The sequence below is a fragment of the Pseudomonas sp. TH10 genome, assembly GCF_016651255.1.
Lineage (GTDB): Bacteria > Pseudomonadota > Gammaproteobacteria > Pseudomonadales > Pseudomonadaceae > Aquipseudomonas.
Window position 1 is genome coordinate 16096 of record NZ_JAEKEG010000146.1, and the last position, 24075, is coordinate 40170.

The 24075-nt window shown below is 59.4% G+C and carries 24 protein-coding genes and 8 pseudogenes; 16 read left to right on the plus strand and 16 right to left on the minus strand.

Going from position 1 to position 24075, the window contains the following annotated elements; translation table 11 throughout:
* Window positions 1-66 precede the first annotated feature (66 nt).
* Together JFT80_RS20275 and JFT80_RS20280 are read left to right on the plus strand one after the other, a co-directional pair.
* Window positions 67-404: pseudogene (locus JFT80_RS20275) on the plus strand (YbaK/EbsC family protein).
* Between the two features lie 116 nt (window positions 405-520).
* Window positions 521-1507: a hypothetical protein gene (locus tag JFT80_RS20280; protein WP_201149078.1), complete on the plus strand. Its 987-nt coding sequence runs from the start codon at window positions 521-523 to the stop codon at window positions 1505-1507.
* A 6-nt stretch (window positions 1508-1513) separates the two neighbouring features.
* Here JFT80_RS20280 and JFT80_RS20285 read toward each other — a convergent pair.
* Window positions 1514-2319: pseudogene (locus JFT80_RS20285) on the minus strand (sulfite exporter TauE/SafE family protein).
* Between the two features lie 110 nt (window positions 2320-2429).
* Here JFT80_RS20285 and JFT80_RS20290 point away from each other — a divergent pair.
* From JFT80_RS20290 to JFT80_RS20305, 4 genes and pseudogenes are all read left to right on the plus strand, one after another.
* Window positions 2430-3197 carry a helix-turn-helix domain-containing protein gene (locus JFT80_RS20290; protein WP_201149079.1) on the plus strand — a complete coding sequence of 256 codons (768 nt, stop codon included), beginning with the start codon at window positions 2430-2432 and terminating at the stop codon, window positions 3195-3197.
* A 93-nt stretch (window positions 3198-3290) separates the two neighbouring features.
* Window positions 3291-3608 (plus strand): XRE family transcriptional regulator, encoded by a 318-nt coding sequence (locus tag JFT80_RS20295; protein ID WP_201149080.1) that lies wholly within the window; start codon window positions 3291-3293, stop codon window positions 3606-3608.
* Between the two features lie 44 nt (window positions 3609-3652).
* Complete coding sequence (locus tag JFT80_RS20300) at window positions 3653-3787, plus strand: type II toxin-antitoxin system RelE/ParE family toxin (RefSeq protein WP_242483007.1); 135 nt, start codon at window positions 3653-3655, stop codon at window positions 3785-3787.
* 48 nt (window positions 3788-3835) lie between these two features.
* A pseudogene (locus JFT80_RS20305) lies at window positions 3836-4155 on the plus strand (helix-turn-helix domain-containing protein).
* Window positions 4156-4295: 140 nt separating this feature from the next.
* Here JFT80_RS20305 and JFT80_RS20310 read toward each other — a convergent pair.
* Complete coding sequence (locus JFT80_RS20310) at window positions 4296-5342, minus strand: MBL fold metallo-hydrolase (RefSeq protein WP_201149081.1); 1047 nt, start codon at window positions 5340-5342, stop codon at window positions 4296-4298.
* A gap of 215 nt (window positions 5343-5557) precedes the next feature.
* Here JFT80_RS20310 and JFT80_RS20315 point away from each other — a divergent pair, with 215 nt between their 5' ends.
* Together JFT80_RS20315 and JFT80_RS20320 are read left to right on the plus strand one after the other, a co-directional pair.
* Window positions 5558-6169 carry a TetR/AcrR family transcriptional regulator gene (locus tag JFT80_RS20315; RefSeq protein ID WP_201149082.1) on the plus strand — a complete coding sequence of 204 codons (612 nt, stop codon included), beginning with the start codon at window positions 5558-5560 and terminating at the stop codon, window positions 6167-6169.
* 125 nt (window positions 6170-6294) lie between these two features.
* Complete coding sequence (locus tag JFT80_RS20320; protein WP_045060741.1) at window positions 6295-6834, plus strand: DUF1003 domain-containing protein; 540 nt, start codon at window positions 6295-6297, stop codon at window positions 6832-6834.
* Window positions 6835-6869: 35 nt separating this feature from the next.
* Here JFT80_RS20320 and JFT80_RS20325 read toward each other — a convergent pair whose 3' ends face one another.
* Entirely contained in the window at window positions 6870-7196 is a 327-nt protein-coding gene (locus tag JFT80_RS20325; RefSeq protein ID WP_201149083.1) for a DUF2025 family protein, read from the minus strand.
* A gap of 221 nt (window positions 7197-7417) precedes the next feature.
* Here JFT80_RS20325 and JFT80_RS20330 point away from each other — a divergent pair, with 221 nt between their 5' ends.
* The gene (locus JFT80_RS20330) at window positions 7418-8536 is read left to right on the plus strand and encodes a glycerophosphodiester phosphodiesterase (protein ID WP_201149084.1); all 1119 of its coding nucleotides are present in this window, start codon (window positions 7418-7420) and stop codon (window positions 8534-8536) included.
* A gap of 146 nt (window positions 8537-8682) precedes the next feature.
* Window positions 8683-8988, plus strand: a complete 306-nt coding sequence (locus JFT80_RS20335; protein ID WP_122840204.1) for a PepSY domain-containing protein — start codon at window positions 8683-8685, stop codon at window positions 8986-8988.
* Window positions 8989-9051: 63 nt separating this feature from the next.
* Here the strand turns inward: JFT80_RS20335 and JFT80_RS25670 are convergent, their stop codons facing one another.
* Window positions 9052-9819 (minus strand): methyl-accepting chemotaxis protein, encoded by a 768-nt coding sequence (locus JFT80_RS25670; protein ID WP_371920191.1) that lies wholly within the window; start codon window positions 9817-9819, stop codon window positions 9052-9054.
* A gap of 165 nt (window positions 9820-9984) precedes the next feature.
* A pseudogene (locus JFT80_RS25675) lies at window positions 9985-10770 on the minus strand (methyl-accepting chemotaxis protein); the annotation flags it as partial.
* A gap of 182 nt (window positions 10771-10952) precedes the next feature.
* Here JFT80_RS25675 and JFT80_RS20345 point away from each other — a divergent pair.
* On the plus strand, window positions 10953-11975 hold the full coding sequence (locus JFT80_RS20345) for a transporter (RefSeq protein WP_201149086.1): 1023 nt from the start codon (window positions 10953-10955) through the stop codon (window positions 11973-11975).
* A 58-nt stretch (window positions 11976-12033) separates the two neighbouring features.
* Here JFT80_RS20345 and JFT80_RS20350 read toward each other — a convergent pair whose 3' ends face one another.
* Window positions 12034-12471 (minus strand): multidrug/biocide efflux PACE transporter, encoded by a 438-nt coding sequence (locus JFT80_RS20350; RefSeq protein ID WP_201149087.1) that lies wholly within the window; start codon window positions 12469-12471, stop codon window positions 12034-12036.
* Between the two features lie 88 nt (window positions 12472-12559).
* Here JFT80_RS20350 and JFT80_RS20355 point away from each other — a divergent pair, with 88 nt between their 5' ends.
* Window positions 12560-13414, plus strand: a complete 855-nt coding sequence (locus JFT80_RS20355) for a LysR family transcriptional regulator (RefSeq protein ID WP_201149088.1) — start codon at window positions 12560-12562, stop codon at window positions 13412-13414.
* An 85-nt stretch (window positions 13415-13499) separates the two neighbouring features.
* On the opposite strand, the gene JFT80_RS20360 is transcribed toward JFT80_RS20355, so the two are convergent.
* The 4 genes and pseudogenes from JFT80_RS20360 to JFT80_RS20375 form a co-directional block, all read right to left on the minus strand.
* Window positions 13500-14735 (minus strand): RNA polymerase sigma factor, encoded by a 1236-nt coding sequence (locus JFT80_RS20360; protein WP_201149089.1) that lies wholly within the window; start codon window positions 14733-14735, stop codon window positions 13500-13502.
* Window positions 14735-15117 (minus strand): annotated as a pseudogene (locus JFT80_RS20365) (SRPBCC domain-containing protein). Before JFT80_RS20365 ends, JFT80_RS20360 begins: the two are co-directional and overlap by 1 nt.
* A 134-nt stretch (window positions 15118-15251) precedes the next feature.
* Window positions 15252-15596: a YciI family protein gene (locus JFT80_RS20370; protein WP_201149090.1), complete on the minus strand. Its 345-nt coding sequence runs from the start codon at window positions 15594-15596 to the stop codon at window positions 15252-15254.
* Window positions 15597-15676: 80 nt separating this feature from the next.
* Window positions 15677-16102 carry a nuclear transport factor 2 family protein gene (locus JFT80_RS20375; RefSeq protein WP_201149091.1) on the minus strand — a complete coding sequence of 142 codons (426 nt, stop codon included), beginning with the start codon at window positions 16100-16102 and terminating at the stop codon, window positions 15677-15679.
* 143 nt (window positions 16103-16245) lie between these two features.
* On the opposite strand from JFT80_RS20375, the pseudogene JFT80_RS20380 reads away from it, so the two are divergent.
* Both JFT80_RS20380 and JFT80_RS20385 read left to right on the plus strand, forming a co-directional pair.
* Window positions 16246-16761: pseudogene (locus JFT80_RS20380) on the plus strand (GNAT family N-acetyltransferase).
* Window positions 16745-17350, plus strand: a pseudogene (locus JFT80_RS20385) (pyridoxamine 5'-phosphate oxidase family protein). Before JFT80_RS20380 ends, JFT80_RS20385 begins: the two co-directional pseudogenes overlap by 17 nt.
* Before the next feature lie 88 nt (window positions 17351-17438).
* On the opposite strand, the pseudogene JFT80_RS20390 reads toward JFT80_RS20385, so the two are convergent.
* From JFT80_RS20390 to JFT80_RS20400, 3 genes and pseudogenes are all read right to left on the minus strand, one after another.
* Window positions 17439-17926: pseudogene (locus tag JFT80_RS20390) on the minus strand (GNAT family N-acetyltransferase).
* A gap of 41 nt (window positions 17927-17967) precedes the next feature.
* Window positions 17968-18459: a GyrI-like domain-containing protein gene (locus JFT80_RS20395; RefSeq protein ID WP_201149092.1), complete on the minus strand. Its 492-nt coding sequence runs from the start codon at window positions 18457-18459 to the stop codon at window positions 17968-17970.
* Window positions 18460-18525: 66 nt separating this feature from the next.
* Window positions 18526-19188: a LysE family translocator gene (locus JFT80_RS20400; protein ID WP_201149093.1), complete on the minus strand. Its 663-nt coding sequence runs from the start codon at window positions 19186-19188 to the stop codon at window positions 18526-18528.
* Window positions 19189-19325: 137 nt separating this feature from the next.
* On the opposite strand from JFT80_RS20400, the gene alaC reads away from it, so the two are divergent.
* On the plus strand, window positions 19326-20543 hold the full coding sequence (gene alaC / locus JFT80_RS20405) for an alanine transaminase (RefSeq protein WP_201149094.1): 1218 nt from the start codon (window positions 19326-19328) through the stop codon (window positions 20541-20543).
* Window positions 20544-20621: 78 nt separating this feature from the next.
* Here alaC and JFT80_RS20410 read toward each other — a convergent pair whose 3' ends face one another.
* Window positions 20622-21974, minus strand: a complete 1353-nt coding sequence (locus JFT80_RS20410) for a GntP family permease (protein WP_201149095.1) — start codon at window positions 21972-21974, stop codon at window positions 20622-20624.
* Between the two features lie 82 nt (window positions 21975-22056).
* Window positions 22057-22590, minus strand: coding sequence for a gluconokinase (locus JFT80_RS20415; RefSeq protein ID WP_201149096.1), 534 nt, complete (start codon window positions 22588-22590; stop codon window positions 22057-22059).
* A 216-nt stretch (window positions 22591-22806) separates the two neighbouring features.
* On the opposite strand from JFT80_RS20415, the gene JFT80_RS20420 reads away from it, so the two are divergent.
* Window positions 22807-23838 carry a LacI family DNA-binding transcriptional regulator gene (locus JFT80_RS20420; RefSeq protein ID WP_201149097.1) on the plus strand — a complete coding sequence of 344 codons (1032 nt, stop codon included), beginning with the start codon at window positions 22807-22809 and terminating at the stop codon, window positions 23836-23838.
* Window positions 23839-23887: 49 nt separating this feature from the next.
* Here JFT80_RS20420 and JFT80_RS20425 read toward each other — a convergent pair.
* Window positions 23888-24075, minus strand: a 188-nt coding sequence (locus JFT80_RS20425) for a LysR substrate-binding domain-containing protein (RefSeq protein ID WP_242483009.1), incomplete at its 5' end; no start/stop codon positions are given.

The window sequence follows — 24075 nt, forward strand, 5'->3', positions numbered from 1 at the left end:
GCCGAGGGGCAGTCGGCGCGGGTCGCCGAACTGCGGGGCACCGAACCCGGCCAAGGCGCCAAAGCCATGCTCTGCTCGCTAAAGGGTCAGGCCGAACCCTACGCCCTGGTGATACTGCCAGGGGACCAGAGGCTCGATATGAAGAAAGTCGGCGCGGCCCTGGGCGGAAAAAAGCCGAGCTGGTCAACGCGCAAACGGCCATGCAGTTGACCGGGTGCAGGATCGGCGCCATCCCTCCGTTTACCTTCGATGAGCGGATTCAATTGATCGTCGACCCGTCCCTGACCACGGGCTACGGCGAAATCGCCTTCAACGCCGGTCGGCTGGATGCATCAATGGTGCTCGATACGCAGGATTACCTGTCGATTGCCAAACCCCGGTTGGTGGATATCCGCCAGGGTTGATCACCGGTGGGCAGGGTTGCGACGAAAGCCAAGAACGCCGCAAGGTGTCAGGTGTTATGCGTTATCGTTAGCAACCATTGCGAGCAAGCTCGCGCCTGCAAGGACCTGAGCCCACCATGAAATTCGACCTCGCCTACTGCCTCAGCCTCGACACCAAGCTGTCGATCTATGACGTGCGCGATTTGAATTTCGACGAGACGATGGCCTTCGATTCCGCCAAGGAACACTTCCAGTGCCCTAACGATGCTTGCCGGGCGGCATTTGATGCGGCGAATGTGTTGACGACGTTCAACGCCAAAAACGTGAACTACGTTCGCACCCCGCATTTCAAGAACACACCCGGCACCCGCCATGTTGCAGATTGCCCTTACGTCAGTCTCAAGTCGGCGGCGCCAGGGGTAGACGGGGTGGAAGGAGATGACAGTCGGGAGGAACATTTCCCATCCGAGCTGTTACTCACTCGGCGGCAGTACGTGCGTAAACCGCCGAGCCCGGCCTTGGCTCCGGATGCAGTGCGCAACACTCCGAAAGCACCTTCGGCCGCTGACCATGGCGAACACCCAAGCAACGATTCGGCGCCGGACAAGACCAGTGTGTTTGCGCATCCGGTGGAGTGTTTTGTGTCCAACTTCGCCGACAAGGAGTTGCTCAAGCGGATGCCGTTGAAGGTTGGCGAGCATTCGGCGCCGTACAGTTCGTTCTTCAAGAAGATCGAGTATCTGACGGACAACAAGGGGCTGATTTACTGGGGGCGGATCAAGAAGATCGAGGACTTCCACAGTGCCAGTTTTCGTATCGATTTCGAGGACAAGGTCTGGTTCAAGAAGCCCGAGGACAGTAAGAAGAAGCCGTATCCGGTCAGCGTTTATCTGAACAAGAAACTGATCGACAACTACCGCAAGCGCAAGGCGTTTCTGGAGGAGATCAAGCACGCGGTGGATAGCGACAAGGCGTTGTTCTGTTTCTTCTATGGGGTGACGCCGGAGTTGAAGCAGGTGCCCGGCAAGAAGAACCCCGAAAAGCCTTTCGAGGTCTTCAATGCCGATATCGAGAACCTGGATCACTTCATCGTTCGGGAAGCGCCGGGGCTGGCTGAGAAGTAACTCAACCTACCCGAGACACATCCCCAGCATCACCAAAACCAGCAGGCCAATGTAAACACGCGCATGAACTCGATCGGCAATTCTCCCGATCCAGGGCGCGGCCAATCGAATCCCCAACAACGACCCCAGCGTCAAAACCGCAAACGCCAGCACATCCACATAACCCATAAATCCAGGTCCCAAATCGAGCTTAGCCATCGCCATATAAGTGACTGTCCCGGCAAGGGCCACGGGTAAGCTCAGCGGGTTCGCCATGGAGGTCGCCTGGCTCATGCTTAGCCCGCATCGCCGCAGCAGTGGCACAGTCATGACGCTGCCGCCTACGCCGAGAAAGGTCGCAATGGCGCCGATGCCTACGCCGCCTGCGGACACTTCTGCCCTCTCCAACCGTCGTGGCATTCGGTTCTCGGCATGGGAAAGAAATCCGCGTCTGAACAGGCAGTCGACGATTGTCACGACCAGGTAGGCGATGAAGGCATATCGAATAACTGCGCCGCTGACCCACATGGCGGCGACAGCGCCGACTATCGCGCCCAGCCCAATAAATCCAGCCAATGGCCACAGGTAATGGCCAATCAGGTTGCCGGCGCGCCAGTGTTTTGCGGTGGCGACCAGGGCGTTTACGATCATTACGCAGGTGGAAGTGGCAACGGCAATGTGCATGGCCGCTTGGCCGATGGGGAGTCGGCGCCGTGGCTGGCGGTGAGCAGGCGATAGAGCAGCGGCACGACGACGAAGCCGCCGCCGAAGCCGAACAGCACGGCGGTGATGCCGGTCAGGCAGCCGAAGCATGTGAGCAAGAGGTAGAACATTTCGCGGCGTCCTTGAAGGGCAGCGCTCGAAGATAGAGCGGCATGGCTTGGCCTGCTTCAGCAAGTCAGCCAATAATGTTTGCGTTTACGCCAAAAATGGACGTTGTTCGATGCGCAATGTTTCGATTGAAGTACTGGACGACACGCCGCGAGCGGTGGTGGCGACGGGTACGGATTATTCCTACGGCTATTTGCTACCTCGTCATATACACCGTCGGGCACAGCTGTTGTATGGCGCTACCGGGGTGATGCAGGTCAGCACGCGCGAGGGCAACTGGGTGGTGCCACCCCAAAGAGCGGTGTGGATTCCGGCGGGTGTGGCCCATGAGGTGCTGATGCTCGGGGTGAGCACACGCAGCCTCTACGTCGAGCCCGCCGCCGTCGATTTAGGTCCCCGGTGCCAGGTGCTGGGTGTTTCGCCCTTGATGCGCAATTTGCTGCTGGAGGCGGTGGAAATGCCCCTGGAGTATGACGAGCGCGGGCGCGATGGCGTGTTGATCGAGTTGTTGCTGCACGAACTGCGCAGCTGCGCGCGCCTGCCGTTGCACATTCCGCTGCCGGTCGAGCCCAGGTTGCTCGCGCTCTGTCAGAGTTTTCTGCATCAACCCAATGCGCATCAAACACCGCAAGAGTGGGCGGATCAGTTGCACGTAAGCTTGCGCACCTTCAATCGACTCTTCCGCCATCAGACCGGGCTGAATTTCAGCCAGTGGCGCCAGCGCGCCTGCGTGGTACTCGCGCTGGCACGGCTGGCAGCGGGCGAAGCCGTGACGCGGATTGCATTGGACTTCGGTTATGAGAGCCCAGCGGCGTTCTCGACGATGTTTCGGCGAGTGTTGGGGCAGGCACCGTCCGTCTGGTTGGAGCCGCTAAATTAGGGCAAATCAAAAAATGCGTTTGATCCCGGCCGAAAACAACTGTACAAAAACACAGTACATTTTCCATCAGCACTCTTGAGCCCGGAGCACACCATGGCCTCTCTTGCGATGAATCACATCCTCGAACGCATTGCCCTTTTCCAGTTCACCCCGACGCACTGCCTCCAGGCCCGAGCAATGCTGGGCTGGAGCGTGGATCAGCTGTCGCGGGAGGCCGAGGTTTCGGCGGAAGACATTCAACGATTCGAGAATCAGCAGCCGGTGCTGGATGTCACGCGGCTGGCGTTGGCCTATCGGTTTGAGTCGCAAGGGTTGGCGTTCTTCCCGGGTTTTGCGCCGGGTCGGGGTATGAATGTGCGCGGGTCGACGCCCAATCCTGTGGGTCGGGCGGATTATGCGATGGTTGAGTGAGCGATCATGGATTGACGAATATCCCAATATAGGTATATTTTTATATGAGCACAAGGAAGTCGCTCCTGTGGGCTCGTGCGGTCTACACAGTGAGATTTGGCAATGCCATCTACGTTCTGCACTGCTTTCAAAAAAGTCATCTTCGGGAATTAAAACGGCGCAGAGCGACGTCGAATTAATCAGAACGAGACTCCAGGCAGAGCAGGCTCACGCAAAAGGATCGAAAAATGATTGAAATTGAAAAAAGCAGCGGCAACGTATACGAAGACATCGGGACACCCGAAGCCAGTGAAATGCAGGTCAAATCCCAGTTGGCGGCGAAGATTGGCGAGATCATCAAGGCCCGGCATTTGACCCAAGTTCAAGCGGCCGAAATTCTAGGGCTGACACAGCCTAAGCTTTCGCAAATGCTGCGAGGAAAGTTTCGTGGCATCAGCGAGTCCAAGATGATGGACTGCCTGTTATTACTCGGGCGAGATGTGCAGATCGTTATCAAGTCAGCCCCCGCTCAAGGAAAGAGGGCCGAATTGAAGTGGTATTCGCCTGAAGACTACACATTCACCAACCGTGCGATGACGGATGGCCAGTGACAGAACTCACTGACTCGCCAGCCTGCCGAGACTGTTCAGAACTGCATCATCACCGTTCCTCAGATCACGTACGAATACTCACTTCAAGCCGTAGCTTTTACCCCGGGCTTTGTTGGTTCTGGTAAACCGGCTGCTCGACTTCGTACCACCAGGCTTCCCCGCGACAAGGTTGCTTCAGGTTAAACGCCTCCCCCATCTGCGGCGTGGTGATGGAAACGCTGCGTTCCCAAGCCAGCGCCAGAATCCGGTCAAACGGTTCATGCCAGGCATGCATCGCCAGGTCGAACGTGCCGTTGTGGATCGGAAACAACCACCGTCCTTTAAGGTCGATGTGCGCTTGCAGGGTTTCTTCGGGCTGCATGTGCACGTGCGGCCATTCGACGTTGTAGGCGCCGGTTTCCATCAGGGTCAGGTCGAAAGGTCCGTACTGTTCGCCGATGCGCTTGAAGCCGTCGAAGTAACCGCTGTCGCCGCTGAAGAAGATTCGCGTATCGCCGTCGATCATCACCCACGACGCCCACAACGTGCTGTTGCCATCGAACAGGCCACGGCCGGAGAAGTGCTGCGACGGTGTGGCGACAAAGCGTATGCCGGCGATTTCGGTGCCCTGCCACCAGTCCAGTTGTCGCACCTTGCTGGCATCGACTCCCCACTTGATCAGCGTATCGCCAACCCCCAGTGGGGTCAGGAAGTAGTTGGTTTTGGCGGCCAACTGCAACACAGCTGGATAGTCGAGGTGATCGTAGTGGTTGTGCGACAGGATCACCGCTTCGATCGGCGGTAGTTGGTCGATGCTGATCGGCGGCTGGTGAAAGCGTTTCGGCCCAGCCCACTGCACCGGAGAGGCGCGCTCGGCGAAGACCGGGTCGGTGATGAAGAACTTGTCGCGCATTTTCAGCAGCAGGGTCGAATGACCGAGACGATAGATGCTGTGGTTCGGGGCAGCCAGCAAGTCCTCACGGGTCAAAGCCTGGACCGGAATCGCTGCGGCTGGACGGGTATCGCGCGGTTTATGGAAGATCATGTTCCACATGATGCGCAGCATTTTGCGCAGACCTTCGCGCTGCACCGGCGCATGGTTACGGAACAGTCCTTGATCCTGCCGCGAGGCTTCAGGTGTGGAAGCGGAATTTGAGTTGGCCATGTCTGAGTGACTCCAGAAAAACCGCGCAATTCACGGCTTTCCACGCTGGGACGATGAATGGCCATGGCTGCACGCAGTGGCCGAACGTTCTGTTTTTTAAGTTGCGAGGATTAACGCAACATTACACTGCTCGGTGTAGTTTCTAGGTTGCATCAAAGTAGATGACAAGTAAACTACCAAGTGTAATTTCCACTTTTCTCTGCCGAAGCGTACTTATGACAGCTCCACAGCGACTCACCGAGCGAAAACGCGAAGCGATCATTCAAGCGGCGATTGCCGAATTCCGTGCCAACGGTTTCGAAATCACCAGCATGGACAAGATCGCAGCCACTGCCGGCGTGTCGAAGCGCACGGTGTACAACCACTTCCCGAGCAAGGAGGAGTTGTTCGCCGAAATCCTCAATCAATTGTGGGCGCGGATCAGCGCAGAGATGACCGCGGTCTATTGCCCAGACCAGCCACTGCGCGAGCAGTTGCAGCAGATGTTGCTCGCCAAGTTGCAGATGATGGCCGACGACAATTTCATGGGCCTGGCACGCGTGGCAATTGCCGCGACTATCCATTCCCCGGAGCGCGCGCAGAACATGGTGGCGCGCATGGGCGAACGCGAGGAAGGTTTGACCGTGTGGATCAGAGCCGCGCAGGCAGACGGCCGACTCAAACCCGTGGATCCCGAGTTCGCCGCCCAGCAAGTGCAGGGGTTGCTGAAGTCCTTCGCGTTCTGGCCGCAGATCTCCATGGGTTTGCCGAGCATTGAGGCCGCGATGCAGGACCAGGTGGTGGATTCGGCCCTGGACATGTTCCTGGCCTGTTATCAGCTGGCATAATTGACAAGGTCTGACCGCTGGTCAACGTTGCGCTGACGCGGCATGAAACTTCGCGATGTGTTTCAGAATGAAACCGGCGCCAGCGCTATAGTGTGGCTCTGTCCTAACGACCCGCAGAGAGCACCATGACCACGACGACTGATTCCAAACCCGCAGCCCCTGTCGATCACCTGCGGTTCCACCGCCGTCATGCTCACCTCGCCCCGACCTTTGGCAACGACAAGTTCGCCCTGCGCGCCGAGGCATTCGCGCGGTTCTTCGGTACCCCGACCTTTCTCGGCGCACAGACGCTGATCGTAGTGCTGTGGGTGTGCCTCAATGTATTTGGCGTGGCGCACTTCGATCTGTATCCGTTCATCCTGCTCAACCTCGCGTTCAGCCTGCAGTCAGCCTACGCCGCGCCCTTGATTCTATTGGCCCAGACTCGCCAGGCAGCACGGGACAAAGCCCAGTCGGATGCCGACGCCCAGCACCGCGAAGCACTGGCGGTGGCCAACACCGAGCGCCAGGCACAGGCCGCGCACAACTCCGCGCAGTTATTGGAATTGCTGGAACAGAACACTCGCCTGACCGAGATGACAAAAGCGCTGACCGAGCGCATCGAGAACCTCACTTCGCAAATGCACCAGCACCTTGTGCTCGAGCACCCGCCAACTAACAATTGATCTGGCGGCTGGTCGGGCCACTTCGTCGGTACGCCTCAGCCCCGCACCAGACTCCGCACCGCGACAATCTCCGGCACTTCAACCTTGTGCAGGTAAACCCGCAACGGCTCGGTGATGTTGATGCGCTCATCAATGTGCTGGTCCAGCAGCAACTGAATCAGCTCGCGTTTCAACGTCATCGTCGTATCCGAAACCCGCGCCCAGACAAATTCACTGGCGGGAATAATGCCGTCGTCGGCCACGTCCATGCCGAACGAGTCTTCGCTGAAACGCACGATGTACTGACCGGTCTTGCGGTTGAGGCCGACAAAACCCTTGAGGTCGTCGGCCGCCTGGCAGATGAGTTGGGAGGTGATGCGCATGGTAAACCTCACGAAAAATGATCGATGGTTTACACGCAGGGCAACGGAACGGCGCGCCCTCTGCCGGGACGTCTGCCGAGGGCAAGCGTACTGCAAACGGCACCACAAAAGTGCAGGAAAAATCGCTTTTAATACGTTTATGTCGGTCTGGCGATAGCAAGCAATCGATTCAGTTGTTAAAAGGTACGTCTTTGAAAATGCCCTGCGAAAGGATCTCGAACATGCCCGCCACTTTCACCAAAAGCGCCCTCATGCTGAGCCTGTTGCTCGGTCTCGGTCAGGCTCACGCCGCCGATGTCGACGCGCTGGCCGCCGCTCACGGCATTCCGCACCCGGCGGTGATCGCCCACCGTGGCGCGTCGTTCGACGCACCGGAATCCACCGCCGCGTCCTACAAACTGGCCCGCGACCTCGGCGCCGACTACCTGGAAATGGATCTGCAGCGCAGCAAGGACGGCGTGCTATTCGCCCTGCACGATAACAACCTGCAACGCACCACCGACGTTGCGAGCAAGTTCCCGGATCGCAAGGACAGCCCGGCCAACGCCTTTACCCTCGCCGAGCTGAAAACCCTCGACGCCGGCAGTTGGTACAACAAGGCCTATCCGGACCGCGCTCGCGCGTCCTACGCCGGGCTGAAAATCCTCACCCTCGATGAAATCATCGACATCGCCCAGGCCAATGCGCAGCACAAGCCTGGCTTGTACATCGAGACCAAGGAGCCGCAGCTGTTCCCCGGCATCGAGAAAGACCTCAAGGAAAAACTGCAGGATCGCGGCTGGCTGAGCCCGGCCGGCTCGAAACTGGCGAAAAGCGAGCTGGGTGTCGGTCAAGGCAAAGGCAAAGTAATCCTGCAGACGTTCGAGAAAAACAGCCTCGAACTGCTGCAAAAGGAAATGCCGCAAGTGCCGAAAATCCTCTTGCTGTGGGTTGGCGAAGGCAGCATCGAGCCGAAATCCAAGGTGACTTTTGCCGAGTCGGGCGAGAAGGACAAAGCCACCTACTACGCCAAACAGGAACCCAAGAGCAAAGCCGAATTCCAGCAATGGGTCGAGTACGCTAAATCTGCCGGCGCCATCGGCACCGGTCCTTCTGCGGCGTTGACCAAAGGTGGCGACCAGAGCTACTCCGATCTGGTGCAACCGTGGATGAACCAGTACACCCACGACCAGGGTTTGCTGGTGCACGTGTACACGATCGACGATGCGGTGGACTATCAGAAAGTCACGGATGCAGGGGTTGATGGCATCTTCACCAACCGTGCCAGTGAGCTGCTGAAGTTCTACAAGCGTCCCGCGGCGGCGAGCGTCGGGCAATTGTTGCAGAATAATGGGTATTGAGTCGGGACCGAGGTGAGTCGATCACGGGCAAGCCGTGCTCCCACGGCGAGGACACTCAGTTCCAGCCGCAATAGGGAATTAAGCCTGAATTAAGTTGCCACAGTTAATCTGATCCCACTTAAACAGTTCATCCAAGGAAAGAACCCATGAAAACTTTGACTGCTCTCTTCACTGCTGCTGCCCTCACCCTTACCGCTGGCCTGGCCCAGGCTGACGTTCCAGTGGATCAGATCCCGCAACTGGTCAAGGACGGCAAGATCAAGCCGTTGGCAGAACTGAACCAGGTCGTCATGAAGCTGCACCCGGGCGCCACCATTACCGATAGCGACCTGGACAACCACTTCAATGGTTACGAGTACGAAGTGGAACTGCGTGACGCCCAGGGCGTTGAGTGGGATGTCGACTTGAACGCCGCGACGGGCGAAGTTCTGAAGAACAAAAAAGACGACTGATTGAACAATTAAAAAGCCGCACGATTTCACGATCGTGCGGCTTTTTGCTGCTCCGCAAAAAAACTACGCGCTCAGGCGTGCAGTGACTTCGTTCAATTGTCCCGACAAGCCATGCAGGTTCTGGCTGGCGCTTTCGGTGCGCTGGACGTTATCGAGGTTAGTGCTGGCGATCGAAGTGATTTCGGTCAGGTTGCGCGAAATGTCCTCGGCCACTGACGTCTGCTCTTCAGCCGCCGTGGCGATCTGACGGTTCATGTCGCGAATCGCTTCAACCGCATGGGTGATGCGCTCCAGCATCGCCCCGGCCTGAGTCACTTGCTCGACGCTTTCGTCGCTACGGGTCTGGCCGCTGTCGATGGCCTGGGCCGCGTCCACCGCGCCGGTCTGCACGCTCTGGATGATCTGGTTGATCTCGATGATCGACTCAGCCGTGCGCTGTGCGAGGTTGCGGACTTCATCGGCAACCACGGCAAAACCACGCCCGGCCTCACCGGCCCGCGCCGCTTCAATCGCCGCGTTCAGCGCCAGCAGGTTGGTCTGCTCGGCGATGCCGCGAATCACTTCCAGCACTTTGCCGATGCGGCCGCTGTCGGCTTCCAGACGACGGATGACCGTGGCGGTGTTGGCAATCTCGCCGCGCATCTGGGTGATGCTGTGAATGGTGCTTTGCATGACCTTTTCACCCTGCTGGGCAGACTGGTCGGCGTCGTCGGCCGCACGCGCCGCATCGGCTGCGTGACGCGCCACCTCCTGAGCAGTGGCAGACATTTCGTTCATCGCCGTGGCCACTTGGTCGGTGCGGTTGAACTGCTCGTTGGTGCCGCCGGCCATGGTCGTGGCGATGGCATTCAACTCGCCACTGGCGCTGTCCAGATCGCTGGCGCTGCGTTGCAGTTGAGTGAAGGTGTCGGCAAGAAAATCGCGCAGCGTATTGGCCGCCGCAGCAAGATTGCCCAACTCATCCTGACGGTCGCTGACCACGCGTTCGGCGAGTTTGCCGCGGCTCAACCGGGTGACGTAATCGATCAGTTTACGAATCGGCTCGACCAGATTGCGGTTGACCAGCCACAGACTCAACAGGCCGATCAACAGACCCGACGCGAGCATCACCAGAATGCCCAGCAACACTGTGTGATCAGCTTCGGCACTGATCTGCGCCGATTGCTCGGTGCCCTGCTTGCGCAGCTCGGCCACCAGTTCGCTCATCTGATCGCTGGTTGCCCGGTCGACGCCTTTGACGGCAACGTCGCCCGCCGTCGGATCAGCACCGGCTGCGACATAGGCATCTCGGCCCCTTTGGTAAGCAGCGCCGAGTTGGCGATGCTCGTCACGCAGACGCTCGATGCGGGTTTTCAGGCTCGGCTCGATGCCTTTCTGGCCGGCCAGTTCGCCGAGAATATTTTGCACATCACGCTGACGGTCTTCGAACTGGCCCCAATACTTGGCCAGGTCTGCCGGTTGCTTGCCGCGCAGCAGAACGTTTTTCCATTCCTGTACCTGCACCTTGAATTGCAGGTTGGCCTCATCGATCAGTTGCGAAGTGTGCAACGGGCCTGCGATGAGATTGGCGTAGCTCTGAACGCCGCCAGACAAGAAGTGAAAGCAGGACAGCGCGATCAGCAACATCGCCAGCAGGCTGCCGCTCAACAAAGCGAGGATTTGTGCTCTCAGGGATTTTTGCAAAAACATCGAGTGGTATCTCATGGCAGGGATAAGACACGCCAGGCAGGCGTGCGAGATGTCCGGACATCCCTGTCGGCGACGCAGGTCCACGACCTTCATCGCAATCGAACCAGCTACCCGTCATCGGCGCGTCAAAGCCTTTCTTTAGCGATTTAGACCCAATGGCGCACGAGACTCATCCATCATCAAAACGTCATAAAACGGTAAGAATTCAGCGCCATGCTGCGGCTCAAGTGTCCCTGTAAAACTTTGCAATATTTGCCTCCTCGCAGCGAGCCTTCATGAACCACAGCCTCGACATCAGTCATCGCGATCCTGATCTGTTTGGCCTGCTTTACGGCTTTCGTTTTCTGCCCGGCGAACGCGGCCGCGAAGTCGATTCAGCGACTGCGTTGCGCTGCCTGCAAGACGACAGCGACAGCGGCGAATTCCTCTGGCTGCACCTGAACCTGGCTCACGCCGCGTGCGAACGCTGGATGAAAAGCCATCTGCAATTGCCTGAGGAGTTTTTCGAGGCCCTTCACGAAGGCTCGCGTTCAACGCGCATCGAGCACGTGGATTCAGCGCTGCTGGCGGTGGTCAACGATGTGGTATTCAACCTCAGCAGCATGGTGTCCTCCGATGTGTCGACGTTGTGGGTCTGCGCCCGCAGCAAACTGATCGTTAGCGCGCGCCTGCAACCGTTGCACTCGGTGGACAAATTGCGCTCATCGGTGAAGGCTGGCGAACGCTTTCGCTCGCCTCTGGAGTTGCTGGTTCATTTGCTGCGCGATCAGGGCGAAGTGCTCACGCAAATCGTGCGCAAGACCAGCCTGAGCGTCGATCAGGTCGAAGATGAATTGCTCTCCTCGCGGCTGTCGACCAACCGCGCCGAACTCGGTGCCAACCGCCGCGTGCTGGTGCGTTTGCAACGACTGTTGGCGTTGGAACCGGGTTCGTTGTTGCGCCTGCTCAACCGGCCGCCGCCATGGTTGCAGAAGGAGGACGTCAAGGAGTTGCGCAAATCCACCGAGGAGTTTGCGCTGATCATCAACGACCTGACGGCCCTCGGCGAGCGGATCAAACTGTTGCAGGAGGAGATCGCCGCCAACCTCAACGAACAGAGCAACCGCACGCTGTTTACCTTGACGGTAGTGACGGTGCTGGCGCTGCCGATCAACATCATTGCCGGTTTTTTCGGGATGAATGTCGGGGGCGTGCCGTTGTCGCAGGATCCGGAAGGCTTCTGGATATTGGTCGCGCTGGTGGCGACGTTCACCGTGATTGCCGGGCGCTGGGCGTTCCGCAAGCGGCAGGATTATTAAGATCAAAAGATCGTCCGAACGCGGCCCGAGCCTTCGGCGCCGCCTAAACGGTTGTGTGTCAGGCCTGGCAGGCCCGACGCTGCAGCACACGCTCGCGAATCACGTCATACACCCAGTGGTAAACGTAGGTGTACGGCAGGAAGAACAGCAGCACGCCGATATCCAGCAAGAATGCCTGCCACAGACTGACCGACAACCACCACGCAATCAGCGGCACACCCATCACGATCAAACCACCCTCAAACAGTAGCGCGTGGACCACCCGCACCCAGGCGTTGTGGCCGATATTCAGGCGTTTGAGCATGCGGTCAAAGAAGCCGTTGAACACGACGTTCCACGCCAGTGCCAACAACGCGATCAGCAGCGTCACCGCGCCCATGTCGAGCAGCGGCTTCTTCATGATCCACGCCAGCAACGGTGTGCAGATCAGGATCGCCAGCAGTTCGAAGCCGACGGCCTGGAAAATACGTTCAGTGATGGATTTGTTAGCCGTCATGGCCTGACTCCTTGAGTGAAGAGGTTGCCATGTTCCGGCATCGCTCCGATACTTCATAACCAATAACCATCGATCAAGGCGATAGTTCATGGCCTCTCAAGAAGTGTTGCTGGCGTTCGTTCAAGCCGCGACTCAAGGTTCGTTTTCGGCGGCGGCGCGCAAACTCGGGCGCAGTCAGTCGACCATCAGCGCGGCGGTGGCAAGCCTTGAGATTGATCTGGACCTGGTGCTGTTCGATCGCAGTAGCCGCAAGCCGACGCTGACCGCGGCCGGCCACGTGATGCTGCAACGGGCCGAAGCGATTCTCGCGGCCAGCAGTCGCCTGGAAATGACCGCGCGGCAACTGTCCCAAGGCGTCGAGCCGAAACTGACCGTGGCGATTTCCGACACTTATCAATCGGCGCGCTTCGAAGCGGCGCTGGTCGGGTTCGAGCAGCGTTATCCGGACCTGGAGCTGGAATGCCTGATCGCCGAATGCGATGACCTGATCGAGTTGGTGCAGCGCGGTCGTGCGCATCTGGCGTTCGCCGAAATGCAGGACACTTACCCGCCAGATCTGGTGACCTCGACCGTCGAGGAGCAAACGGAAATTGCCTTGTTTGTCTCGCGCAAACATCCGCTGGCGCAGCTCAGCCCTATCAATCAGGACCTGCTGCTGCAGCACCGCGAACTGCGCCTGGCGACCATCGTCAATCCGTATGAAAGCCGGGCCAAAGGGCGCGTGTGGTCAGCGCCCAGCTACCTGATGCTGCTGGAAATGGCCCAGGGCGGGTTCGGCTGGGCGCCATTGCCGCGCTGGCTGGTGGGACGATTTGGTGCGGGAGAGCTGGTGGAGTTGAAGGTGCGTGGCTGGCCGAAACCTTTATTCGTTGATGCACTGTGGTCGCGGCTGCATCCGCCGGGGCCGGCGGGGAGTTGGTTGTTGGGCAAGATGTTGGAATGAGATCAACAGATCGCAGCCTTCGGCAGTGCCTACAAGGGGTTCACATGTTGCCGATGCAGGGGGCGCCGGAGGCTGCGATCTCTTGCTAATCCAAACCGCGCAACCGCTCCTGCAGAAACCGCCGTTCCGGCACCTGCTGCGTCAATTCCAGCGCCCGTAAATACGCCGCCCGAGCCTCCTCTACCCGGCCCAACCGCCGGCAAAACTCGGCGCGGGCCGAATGCGCCAAGTGGTAATCCAGCAGTTCACCGCGCTGCAAAATCCCTTCGATTAGCGTCAACCCCACCAATGGCCCATCCCGTTGTGCCAGCGCCGCCGCACGATTCAGCTCGACCACGGGCGACGGCACCGCCCGCAGCAACACGTCATACAGCCCGACTATTTGCTCCCAATCGGTCTCCTCGGCCGTCGGCGCCTCGGCATGCACTGCGGCAATCGCCGCCTGCAAACAATATGGGCCAAACCGCCGCGTGGTCAGTGCGCGCTCCACCAGTGCACAGCCTTCGGCGATCAGCTCGGCATCCCACTGCGCACGATCCTGATCATCCAGCAACACCAGTTCACCACTGGGTGAGGTGCGCGCCGGCCGCCGCGATTCGTGCAGCAGCATCAGCGCCAGCAGGCCCATGACCTCGGGTTCCGGCAACAACTCCATCAACAACCGCCCCAGTCGGATCGCCTCGCGGGTCAGATCCTCTCGGGTCAACTCATCGCCGACAGACGCCGAGTAGCCTTCGTTGAACACCAGGTAAATCACCCGCAACACGCTGTCGAGGCGCTCGGGCAATTCCGTCAGGGTCGGCACCTGGTAGGGGATTTTCGCGTCACGGATCTTCGCCTTGGCCCGCACGATTCGCTGGGCAATGGTGGCGGGGGCCGCGAGGAACGCCCGGGCGATTTCTTCCGTGGTCAGGTCGCACACTTCCCGCAGCGTCAGCGGCACCTGCGCGTCGGCGGCGAGTGCCGGGTGACAGCAGGTGAAAATCAGGCGCAGGCGATCGTCCTCCACTTCCTCGCCACTCCAGTCCGCCTGCTCCAGTTCTTCCAACTGCGCGATCAACAGGGGGCGAGCGGCGTTGAACCGGGCACGCCGACGCAACACATCAATAGCCTTGAACCGCCCGGTAGACACCAGCCAGGTGCGTGGATTATCCGGTACGCCGTCCCGTTGCCAGCGCTCGACCGCGACGAAGAACGCTTCGTGCAGCGCCTCTTCAGCCAGGTCGAAATCCCCGAGCAGGCGAATCAGCGTCGCCAGGATTCGCCGCGAGTCTTCCCGGTAAACCTGCTCGACCCGAGCGCTGACGGCGGCGCCAGGCATCAGTCCGGCATGCCTTCGGTCACCAGCTTGACCAGTCGATCCAGGCTCTGCCCCCAACCATCGTGAAAGCCCATGGACTCGTGCGCCTGGCGGTCTTCTTCCGACCAATGCATCGCCCGCGCCGTGTACAGCGTTTTGCCCTCACGCTCTTCAAGCGTCACCTGGGCCGACATGAAAGGTTTGCCCGAAGGGATCCAGCCGGGGGTAAACGCGTCGGTAAACACCAGCCGCTCGGGCGCGACGATTTCCAGAAACACCCCTGGGTCGGGTATTCGGCACCGTCCGGGGCGCGCATCAGGGTGCGAAATTGCCCGCCCACCCACAGGTCCATTTCGCATTCGGGCGTGGTCATGCCGTGGGGTCCCCACCACTGGGTGAGCAAGGCCGGCTCGGTCCAGGCGCGAAAAATCTTGCGCCGCGGGGCATCGATCAGGCGGCTGATGGACAACTCGAAAGCCGCAGGTTTTTGTTGAAGGGCATGCGGACTCATGAAGGATCTCCTGTTGTGATTGTTATTCAGGGATTCAACTGGCGAACGGGGCGCACCTCGACACAGCCGACCCGTGCCGCCGGGATATTCCCGGCGACCTGCAAGGCTTCATTAAGGTCCCGTGCATCGATCAGGTAGAAGCCGGCCAACTGCTCCTTGGTTTCGGCAAACGGGCCATCGGTGATCGACACCTTGCCGTTGCGCATGCGCACGGTGGTGGCGGTCTGCACCGACTCCAGCGCCTCGGCCGCGATCATCCGGCCGCTGCCCTGGATCGACTCGGCGTACGCCCAGCATTCGGCATCTTCGGGGCTGTCGGGCGACGCGTGCAGAAGGCGCTCATCGCTGTAGACCAGGCATAAATACTTCATGGCGGTTCTCCTGATTCGAACGGATCAACTATGGCTCAGTTTGGCGCCCAGGCGCCCTTTCCCGACGACCAGCCCACGCATCAGGGCTGCACATCGAACAGCATGGCGCCGCTGGCCATGTCGAACGGGGCCGACCAGTGCTCGTGCACGATGCGCCATTGCCCCGCGTCGCGACGGTAGCACGCGGTGACACGCATCCAGCAGCTCTGGGTTTCGCCCTTGTCATTGGTGCCGCCGCAGTTGGCCACCCAATGGGCGAAAGCGAGGTTGTCGGCGCTATCGATGGCGATTTCATGGAACTCGAAAATGTGCGGGCCGGGGCACATTTCCATGCACGCCACCCAATGCGCGCGGTAGGCCGCTTTGCCCTTGAATTGCAGGGCTTTGATCGCATCGAAGGAGACGATGTCGTCGGCGTACAACGCCATGACTTTCTCCACGTTCTTGCCGATCACCGCCTGGCGGTAGGTGTCGATCAGGGTCTGGATTTCTGTGGTAGCAGTCATGAGCGTTCTCCGTGATTGTTGTTGTGAAGACACCCTTAGTCGTCCGGTGGAATGCCAAATCGACAACCCAAATAAAAATAAACCCTGCGCGCAAAATCGCTAGAATCCGGGAATCATCTTGTGTTGGAACAAGGGACTCTCCAGTGACAGTTCGACTCGTGCCTTATGAAAGCCTGACGACGCTCCAGCGCCAGCAGGTCGAGGCCATTGAAGTTCATCCACAGCAGATCAGGTTCAGCGGCGATATCCACGGCGCGCTGCACTCCCTGCTGTCCAAGCCAGGCCCGGGGGTCAAGGGATTTGCCCTGCTGGTAGAAGGCGTTCCCGTCGCGTTCCTGCTGCTCAAACGCCCGCCGGTGCTGCCGGCCTGGGCCAATGAACACAGCGCCACCCTTGCATGCCTTGCAGGTCGATCAACGGGCCCAAGGCAAGGGTTACGGCAAGGCGTGCCTGCAGGCCCTGCCCCACGTTGCGCGCCAGGCCTGGCCGCCAAATCAAGGGGCTGGAACTGTCGGTGGATGCGGACACACACCGCGGCGATCGCGTTGTATGCCCGGTTTGGCTGGGTCGACAGCGGCGAAGCCTATCGGGGCCGGATCGGCTACGAACGACGAATGGGTCTGGTTTTCGAGGAGTCTGGTCATGCTCAACAGCATTGAAGAACTGGAGGCGCTGTACGGACTCCCCACGATCGCGCCGTGCGCAAGCAGATTCCGTTCCTCAACGAGGATTACCAGGCGATGGTCCGCGCTTCGCCGCTGGTGATCATCAGTTCGGTAGGCCCCGACGGCATGGATGGCTCGCCGCGGGGCGATACGCCCGGTTTCGTGCGCATCATCGATTCGCAGACCCTGGCCATCCCCGACCGCCCCGGCAATAATCGCATCGACACGCTGCGCAATGTGGTGCTGGATTCAAGGGTGTCGCTGCTGTTCATCATCCCGGGGATCGGCGAGACATTGCGCGTTAACGGCACGGCGCAAATCAGCGCCGAACCGCAGTTGCTGGAGAGTTTTGCGGTCAACGGCAAGCCGGCGCGCACGGTGATGCTGGTGACGGTGGACGCGGCGTATTTCCATTGCTCGAAGGCAATAGTGCGCTCGGACCTGTGGAACCCGGACAAATACCTGGATCGCTCGGCACTGCCGACGGCCGGGGCGTTTCACAAGCGGTTGAATGACGGGGCGTTTGATGCGCGAATCGTATGACCGGGAAGCGCCAGCGCGGGTGAAGGACAGTCTTTACTGACTCAAACATCCCCCGGTAGGAGCTCTTCGGCAGCTCCTACGGGGAGACCGAGGATCAGGATCAGAAGATCGCAGCCTTCGGCAGCTTCCTACAGAGTGAGGATCATCTCGTGCCACGCCATGCCGCCGTGGTCGGACTCCGACGGTTTGATGTAGGCAAAGCCAAATCCGGCGTATAGGGGAATATGCTTCTCCTTGCACATCAAATGAATCGTCGCTTTATCCATCCCGCGCATACGTTCGATGAATTCGCCCATCAAGCGCTTGGCCAAACCCTGCCCCTGATAATCCGGGTGCACCACCACCGACATGATCACCACGTTCGGCCCTTTCGGGTCATGACCGATCAGCTCTTGAAGGCCTCGTCCGACATTTCCACTTCATACCCCGCGCCTGAATTGACGAACCCTGCCACCACGCCATCCACCTCGGCGACGATAAAACCATCCGGCCAAGTGGCGATGCGCGTGGCGATCTTCTCGCGGGTGGCGGCTTCGTCGCCTTCGTAGGCAACGGTTTCGATGGCGTAGCAGCGATCGAGGTCGGCGGCGGTGACGAGGCGGATAACAGGGGTCATGACAACTCGATTTCAGCGATGAAAGGGCTGCAGATCATAGATTATTGCGGCTTGAGTGGCAGCCAGATTTCCAGCAAACCGGTGTGCCGTGTCGGGTTGAAGTCTGCACTGTAGCGCTCGAATTCCGGCGCATCCGCCGCCTCGCGCCCGGAACCCGGCAACCAGGTTTTCCAGATGTACTGGAACGTCTGGGGCAACCTGTCCAGAGAGCCTTTGTGCTCGAACACCGCATATTGTCGGGGCAAAACCTCAACCCAGCGAAACGTGTCCTGAGGCAACTCATCGAGCTTGCTGATTTCCACCCCAGCGATGTAATCGAACCCACCCTTACCATCGAAATTGCAGCAGACGCCGTAGGTGACTTCACCTTTCTGACCCGGAATCTGGCCCAGATGCGGCAGGAATTTTTCCCACAACGCCGGAATGTTATGCGCGGTTTCCTGGGTATATCGCTCACCCAGCCCTGCAATCAGCAGGAAGTGTCCATGTTCGAAGCGAGGTTCAGCCACTTCGACGCGTTTTTGCTCATCCATGACTCGACTCCTGGAACAAAAAAGGGGTTCGGCTGGGAGTATAGAAGCCAAACCCGATTCGCCAAATTACAGCGTGTGTAACTGCTCGGCCGCGCCGCCGCCGATAAATTCGTTATAGCCGGATACGATCACGTACACCGCGAAATAGCAGAAGATCGCTGCAGATGCCATGTAGGAGTAGCGCAACAGCTTGTCACCGAGCAGCTTGCCGCCGTGGCTGGCGGCAAAGCACAAACCGGCCGACCAGAGCAGCCCGGCGCAGAGGAAACCTCCCAGGAACAACGCCGACCCGAGCGGGCCACCGGCACCCGAACGCGCGATCAAGGTGCCGCCGACTGCGGCAAACCAGAGGATGGCACTGGGTGAGGACATGGCCAGGAATATCCCGCGAAAGAACTCCTTGCGATGAGAGTTCTGCCCCACTTCGGCGGTGGCCGCCAATTGCGCTTCGTGATGGATCGCCGAATAAATCATCTTCGCCGCAAAGTAGATCAGCAGCGCCGAACCGCCGATCCACAACACCCAACGCACGCTTTCGTATTGCAGCAGCACGGTCATCCCGGCCAGCGCCAGCACGGCATAAATCAGATCACCAACGCAGGTGCCGAGGCCGAGAGCGAAGCCTTGAAAGTAACCGCGCTGCATCGCCAGCGTGATCATTGCGATGTTGGCCACGCCGATATCCAGGCACAACGAGAGGCTCAGCAAGAAGCCGCTGGTGAATTCCATTAAGCATTTCCTTGGGAAAAATTATTCTTGTCCACGCTGGACAGTCTGCCATCACTGCCCTTATCTTCGCCCACAGGTCACCGCAGTGACCAGCGTCGCTCGGACGGTTCCGGGCGCTTACGTTATCCGAGGCAACAATGGCTGAACAAGGTTCGCCGCGCCGCTTTGCGCGCATAGATCGACTCCCCCCTTACGTTTTCAACATCACCGCCGAGCTGAAGATGGCTGCGCGTCGTCGTGGTGAAGACATCATCGACTTGAGCATGGGCAACCCCGACGGCGCCACGCCGCCGCACATTGTCGAAAAACTCGTACAAGTTGCCCAACGCGAAGACACCCACGGTTACTCGACGTCCAAGGGCATTCCGCGCCTGCGTCGGGCGATTTCCAACTGGTACAAGCAACGCTACGAGGTCGATATCGACCCGGAAAGCGAAGCCATTGTCACCATCGGTTCCAAGGAAGGCCTGGCGCATTTGATGCTGGCGACGCTGGATCAGGGCGACACGGTGCTGGTGCCGAACCCGAGTTATCCGATTCACATTTACGGTGCAGTGATTGCCGGCGCTCAAGTGCGTTCGGTGCCGCTGGTACCGGGCGTGGACTTCTTCGACGAGCTGGAACGGGCAATTCGTGGCTCGATTCCGAAACCGAAAATGATGATCCTCGGCTTCCCGTCGAACCCGACTGCGCAGTGTGTGGAGCTGGATTTCTTCGAGCGGGTGATCGCCCTCGCCAAGCAGTACGACGTATTGGTGATTCACGATCTGGCGTATGCCGACATCGTCTACGACGGCTGGAAAGCTCCGTCGATCATGCAGGTGCCGGGCGCCAAGGACATCGCGGTGGAGTTTTTCACCCTGTCCAAGAGCTACAACATGGCCGGTTGGCGCATCGGTTTCATGGTTGGCAACCCGGAACTGGTCAACGCCCTGGCGCGGATCAAGAGCTACCACGACTACGGCACGTTCACCCCACTGCAAGTCGCGGCGATTGCTGCGCTGGAAGGCGATCAACAGTGCGTGCGCGATATCGCCGAGCAGTATCGCCAGCGTCGTAACGTGTTGGTCAAAGGCCTGCATGAGCTGGGCTGGATGGTCGAGAACCCGAAGGCGTCGATGTATGTCTGGGCGAAGATTCCCGAGCAGTACGCGCATCTGGGTTCGCTGGAGTTCGCCAAGAAACTGCTGGCCGAGGCCAAGGTGTGCGTCTCGCCGGGGGTTGGTTTTGGTGAGTACGGCGATGACCACGTGCGCTTTGCGCTGATCGAAAACCAGGACCGGATTCGCCAGGCCGTACGCGGCATTCGCGGGATGTTCCGGGCCGATGGGCTGGCCGGCAAAACCAGCGGCTGACGCCTGACCCGCGCCCAACCAAAATCGGCCACAAAAAAACCGCATCGCTGCGGTTTTTTTGTGTCTGCAAGAAGCTGTTTAAACGAACAGCGACAACAGCAGGATAAAGCCCAACGCCACCACGGACAGGATGGTTTCCATCGCCGTCCAGGTCTTGAAGGTTTCGGCCACGGTCATGTTGAAGTACTGCTTCACCAGCCAGAAACCGGCGTCGTTCACGTGCGACAGAATCAACGAACCGGCACCGGTAGCGAGTACCAGCAACTCACGGTTGACGCCCGGAATCATCCCCACCACCGGCACCACAATGCCCGCGCCAGTGATGGTCGCCACGGTGGCCGAACCGGTCGCGATACGGATCACCGCCGCCACCAGCCACGCCAGCAGGATCGGCGAGATCTGCGCGCTGACCGCCATGTGACCGATCACGTCGCCCACGCCGCTGGTCACCAGCATCTGCTTGAAGCCACCGCCCGCACCGATGATCAAAATGATCGCGGCGGTTGGCGCCAGGCTCGCATCAAGCAATTTGAGGATCTGGTTGGAGCCGATGCCCTGGCGGTGGCCGAAGGTGTACAGCGACAGCAGCAACGCCAGCAGCAGCGCCGAGATCGGGTGACCGATCAGGTCCATGAACGAGCGGAAGAAGTTACCTTCTGGCAGTACGACATCGGCGAAGGTCTTGAGCAGCATCAGGAACACCGGCAGCAGCACGGTGATCAGGGTAATGCTGAAACTTGGCAGTTCTTTGGCGTCCGGCTCGCGGGCCAGTTGATCGACCAGTTCCTGATTCGGTGTACCGGGAATGTGCTTGGCGATGAACGTACCGAAGATCGGGCCGGCAATGATTGCCGTCGGCAGCGCAACGATCAGGCCGTAAAGGATGGTCTTGCCGATGTCGGCGCCGAACACGCCGATGGCCAGCAGCGGACCCGGGTGCGGCGGCACCAGACCGTGTACGGCGGACAGGCCGGCGAGCAGCGGGATACCGATCTTGATGATCGACACACCGGTACGGCGCGCAACGATGAACACCAGCGGAATCAGCAGGACAAAGCCGATTTCGAAGAACAGCGGAATGCCTACCAGGAACGCGGCAAACATCATCGCCCACTGGACTCTTTCTTTACCGAACGCCCGGATCAGGGTCTGGGCGATCTGATCCGCACCGCCCGATTCGGCCATCATTTTGCCGAGCATGGTGCCGAGCGCAAGGATGATGCCGACGAAACCGAGCACGCCACCAAAGCCGTCCTGGAACGCTTTGATGATGGTGCCGATCGGCATGCCCGAGGTCAGGCCGAGAAACGCCGCAGCGATGGTCAGGGAAATGAACGGGTGAATCTTGAACTTGGTAATCAGGACAATCAGCCCGATTACCGTAACCACTGCGTCTAGCAGCAGGAACGTCTCGTGGGACATGCCAAACATTAGGGGTGTCTCCTGGTTGTTGTTGTTATTAAAGCGGGTAATTCGCAAGCCATCAGGACAGCGCTGTCTTTTCGCAGAAAACTCATACGCCGGGTTTCAGGCCATGTTCCAGCCACCAGCGGTGTGCTTGAACGGCCAACTCGTCGACGCTATGGCTGGAGGCATCCAGCGCCAGGGTCAGCGGTTCGCCCTTGGGCGATTCGAGGGTGGCGAACTGGCTTTCGATCAACGTGGCCGGCATGAAGTGGCCCGGGCGGTGCGACACACGCTCGGCAGCGACTTCAGGGGTCAATTCAAGAAACACGAAGCCCAGGCCCGGCAAGGCACTGCGCAGCACTTCGCGATAACTGTGTTTAAGGGCGGAACAGGTCAACACCGGGCGCTTGCCCAATGCATCGACGCGACGCAGTTCATCGCACAGGCTGTCGAGCCAGCCGGAGCGGTCGTCGTCGTTCAGGGGGATCCCCGCGCTCATCTTTTCGATGTTCGCGGCCGGATGGAAAGTATCGCCTTCAATGGCAGTGGCGCCGCTCAATTGGCACAGGGCCTCGCTGACGCACGTCTTGCCGCAACCGGCAACGCCCATGATGACCAGGGCGGTGATGGGATGACTCATATAACACCTCAGCGCGCAGACAGCGCTACCTTTGCTAGCTATGACTCTAGTGCACAGGCAGAAGTTGCCGACGCCTTCTTGTCGTTTTTTTGGGTTGCAGCAGGTTTGCGCCCAACGCCAAAAAGCGAAGATCAGGCAGGACCTCGCTTACGCATTTACAGCTGCATCAGGACAGCGCTACCTTAGTGCCTTGATTTTTGTTTGGCAAGCCGCCCGATGACCACCCCTAAAAACGATAAAAATACCCGCACCACCGGCCGTCCCACCCTTAATGAAGTTGCCCGCCTGGCCGGTGTCAGTCCGATTACTGCCTCGCGCGCCCTCAGAGGTGTGAGCACTGTGGCCACCGAACTGGTGGAAAAAGTGCAGAAAGCCGCCAGTGAACTCAACTACGTGGTCAACCCTGCTGCTCGCGCATTGGCCTCGGCACAGAGCCATTCGGTGGTGGTTTTAGTACCGTCGCTGTCCAACTTGTTGTTCATCGATACGCTCGAAGCCATTCACCGGGTACTGACGCCCAAGGGTTTTGAAGTGCTGATCGGCAACTTCCATTACTCACGCGATGAAGAAGAAAACCTGCTGCGCAACTACATGGCTTATCAACCGCGTGGTTTTCTGCTGACCGGGTTCGATCGCACCGAAAGTTCGCGACGGATGATCGAGGCCAGCAATATCCCCTGCGTGTACATGATGGAGCTGGACAGCGCCGCCGGGGTGAATTGCGTAGGGTTCTCGCAACTGAGTGCCGGCGAAACGGCGGCCGACCATTTGCTTTCCCGTGGGCGCCAGCGGCTGGCCTACATTGGCGCGCAACTCGATCAGCGCACCTTGCTGCGCGGTGAAGGTTTCCGCAAAGCGTTGCAGAAGGCCGGTCGTTATGACCCGGACCTGGAAGTGCTGACGCCACGCGCGTCGTCCGTGGGCCTGGGCGGTGAGTTGTTCATGCAATTGCTCGCGGCGCACCCGGACGTCGATGCGATCTTTTTTGGCAACGATGACCTGGCTCAAGGTGCGTTGCTCGAGGCGTTGCGTCATGGCATCAAGATTCCCGAGCAAGTGGCGATTCTGGGTTTCAACGACTTGCCGATGTCCGAACACATGGTGCCGCGTCTGAGCAGCATCAATACCCCGCGCGAAGCGATTGGCCGGCGCGCCGCCGAGCAGATGCTGACGCTGATGGCAGGCAACACCGTGGCCAGGCCGGTGCTGGACATGGGGTTTGAGTTGAAGGTGCGCGAGAGCACGTAAATCCCGACGATTCTGGAAAAACGCGCCCCCCTGCGCAAGGAGGCCGGTGTCATTGGTTGGCCATCAGCTCCACAAACGCCAACGCGCCCTTCTGCAGCGGCTGGCTCTTGAGCCACACCGCATGCACCGGCAGCACCAGGCCATTCTCGATATTGCGGAAATTCAGGCGCTGCAGCCGGCCGGCGTCGAGTAATGGCTGCACCACCGACTGCGGAAAATTGCCCCAACCCAACCCGG

Excerpts from the sequence above, each read along its gene's own strand:
- JFT80_RS20280 (WP_201149078.1), top strand. The coding sequence starts at position 521 with ATGAAATTCGACCTCGCCTACTGCCTCAGCCTCGACACCAAGCTGTCG.
- JFT80_RS20290 (WP_201149079.1), top strand. The coding sequence starts at position 2,430 with ATGCGCAATGTTTCGATTGAAGTACTGGACGACACGCCGCGAGCGGTG.
- JFT80_RS20295 (WP_201149080.1), top strand. The coding sequence starts at position 3,291 with ATGGCCTCTCTTGCGATGAATCACATCCTCGAACGCATTGCCCTTTTC.
- JFT80_RS20300 (WP_242483007.1), top strand. The coding sequence starts at position 3,653 with ATGAGCACAAGGAAGTCGCTCCTGTGGGCTCGTGCGGTCTACACAGTG.
- JFT80_RS20310 (WP_201149081.1), bottom strand. The coding sequence starts at position 5,342 with ATGGCCAACTCAAATTCCGCTTCCACACCTGAAGCCTCGCGGCAGGAT.
- JFT80_RS20315 (WP_201149082.1), top strand. The coding sequence starts at position 5,558 with ATGACAGCTCCACAGCGACTCACCGAGCGAAAACGCGAAGCGATCATT.
- JFT80_RS20320 (WP_045060741.1), top strand. The coding sequence starts at position 6,295 with ATGACCACGACGACTGATTCCAAACCCGCAGCCCCTGTCGATCACCTG.
- JFT80_RS20325 (WP_201149083.1), bottom strand. The coding sequence starts at position 7,196 with ATGCGCATCACCTCCCAACTCATCTGCCAGGCGGCCGACGACCTCAAG.
- JFT80_RS20330 (WP_201149084.1), top strand. The coding sequence starts at position 7,418 with ATGCCCGCCACTTTCACCAAAAGCGCCCTCATGCTGAGCCTGTTGCTC.
- JFT80_RS20335 (WP_122840204.1), top strand. The coding sequence starts at position 8,683 with ATGAAAACTTTGACTGCTCTCTTCACTGCTGCTGCCCTCACCCTTACC.
- JFT80_RS25670 (WP_371920191.1), bottom strand. The coding sequence starts at position 9,819 with ATGGCCGGCGGCACCAACGAGCAGTTCAACCGCACCGACCAAGTGGCC.
- JFT80_RS20345 (WP_201149086.1), top strand. The coding sequence starts at position 10,953 with ATGAACCACAGCCTCGACATCAGTCATCGCGATCCTGATCTGTTTGGC.
- JFT80_RS20350 (WP_201149087.1), bottom strand. The coding sequence starts at position 12,471 with ATGACGGCTAACAAATCCATCACTGAACGTATTTTCCAGGCCGTCGGC.
- JFT80_RS20355 (WP_201149088.1), top strand. The coding sequence starts at position 12,560 with ATGGCCTCTCAAGAAGTGTTGCTGGCGTTCGTTCAAGCCGCGACTCAA.
- JFT80_RS20360 (WP_201149089.1), bottom strand. The coding sequence starts at position 14,735 with ATGCCTGGCGCCGCCGTCAGCGCTCGGGTCGAGCAGGTTTACCGGGAA.
- JFT80_RS20370 (WP_201149090.1), bottom strand. The coding sequence starts at position 15,596 with ATGAAGTATTTATGCCTGGTCTACAGCGATGAGCGCCTTCTGCACGCG.
- JFT80_RS20375 (WP_201149091.1), bottom strand. The coding sequence starts at position 16,102 with ATGACTGCTACCACAGAAATCCAGACCCTGATCGACACCTACCGCCAG.
- JFT80_RS20395 (WP_201149092.1), bottom strand. The coding sequence starts at position 18,459 with ATGGATGAGCAAAAACGCGTCGAAGTGGCTGAACCTCGCTTCGAACAT.
- JFT80_RS20400 (WP_201149093.1), bottom strand. The coding sequence starts at position 19,188 with ATGGAATTCACCAGCGGCTTCTTGCTGAGCCTCTCGTTGTGCCTGGAT.
- alaC (WP_201149094.1), top strand. The coding sequence starts at position 19,326 with ATGGCTGAACAAGGTTCGCCGCGCCGCTTTGCGCGCATAGATCGACTC.
- JFT80_RS20410 (WP_201149095.1), bottom strand. The coding sequence starts at position 21,974 with ATGTTTGGCATGTCCCACGAGACGTTCCTGCTGCTAGACGCAGTGGTT.
- JFT80_RS20415 (WP_201149096.1), bottom strand. The coding sequence starts at position 22,590 with ATGAGTCATCCCATCACCGCCCTGGTCATCATGGGCGTTGCCGGTTGC.
- JFT80_RS20420 (WP_201149097.1), top strand. The coding sequence starts at position 22,807 with ATGACCACCCCTAAAAACGATAAAAATACCCGCACCACCGGCCGTCCC.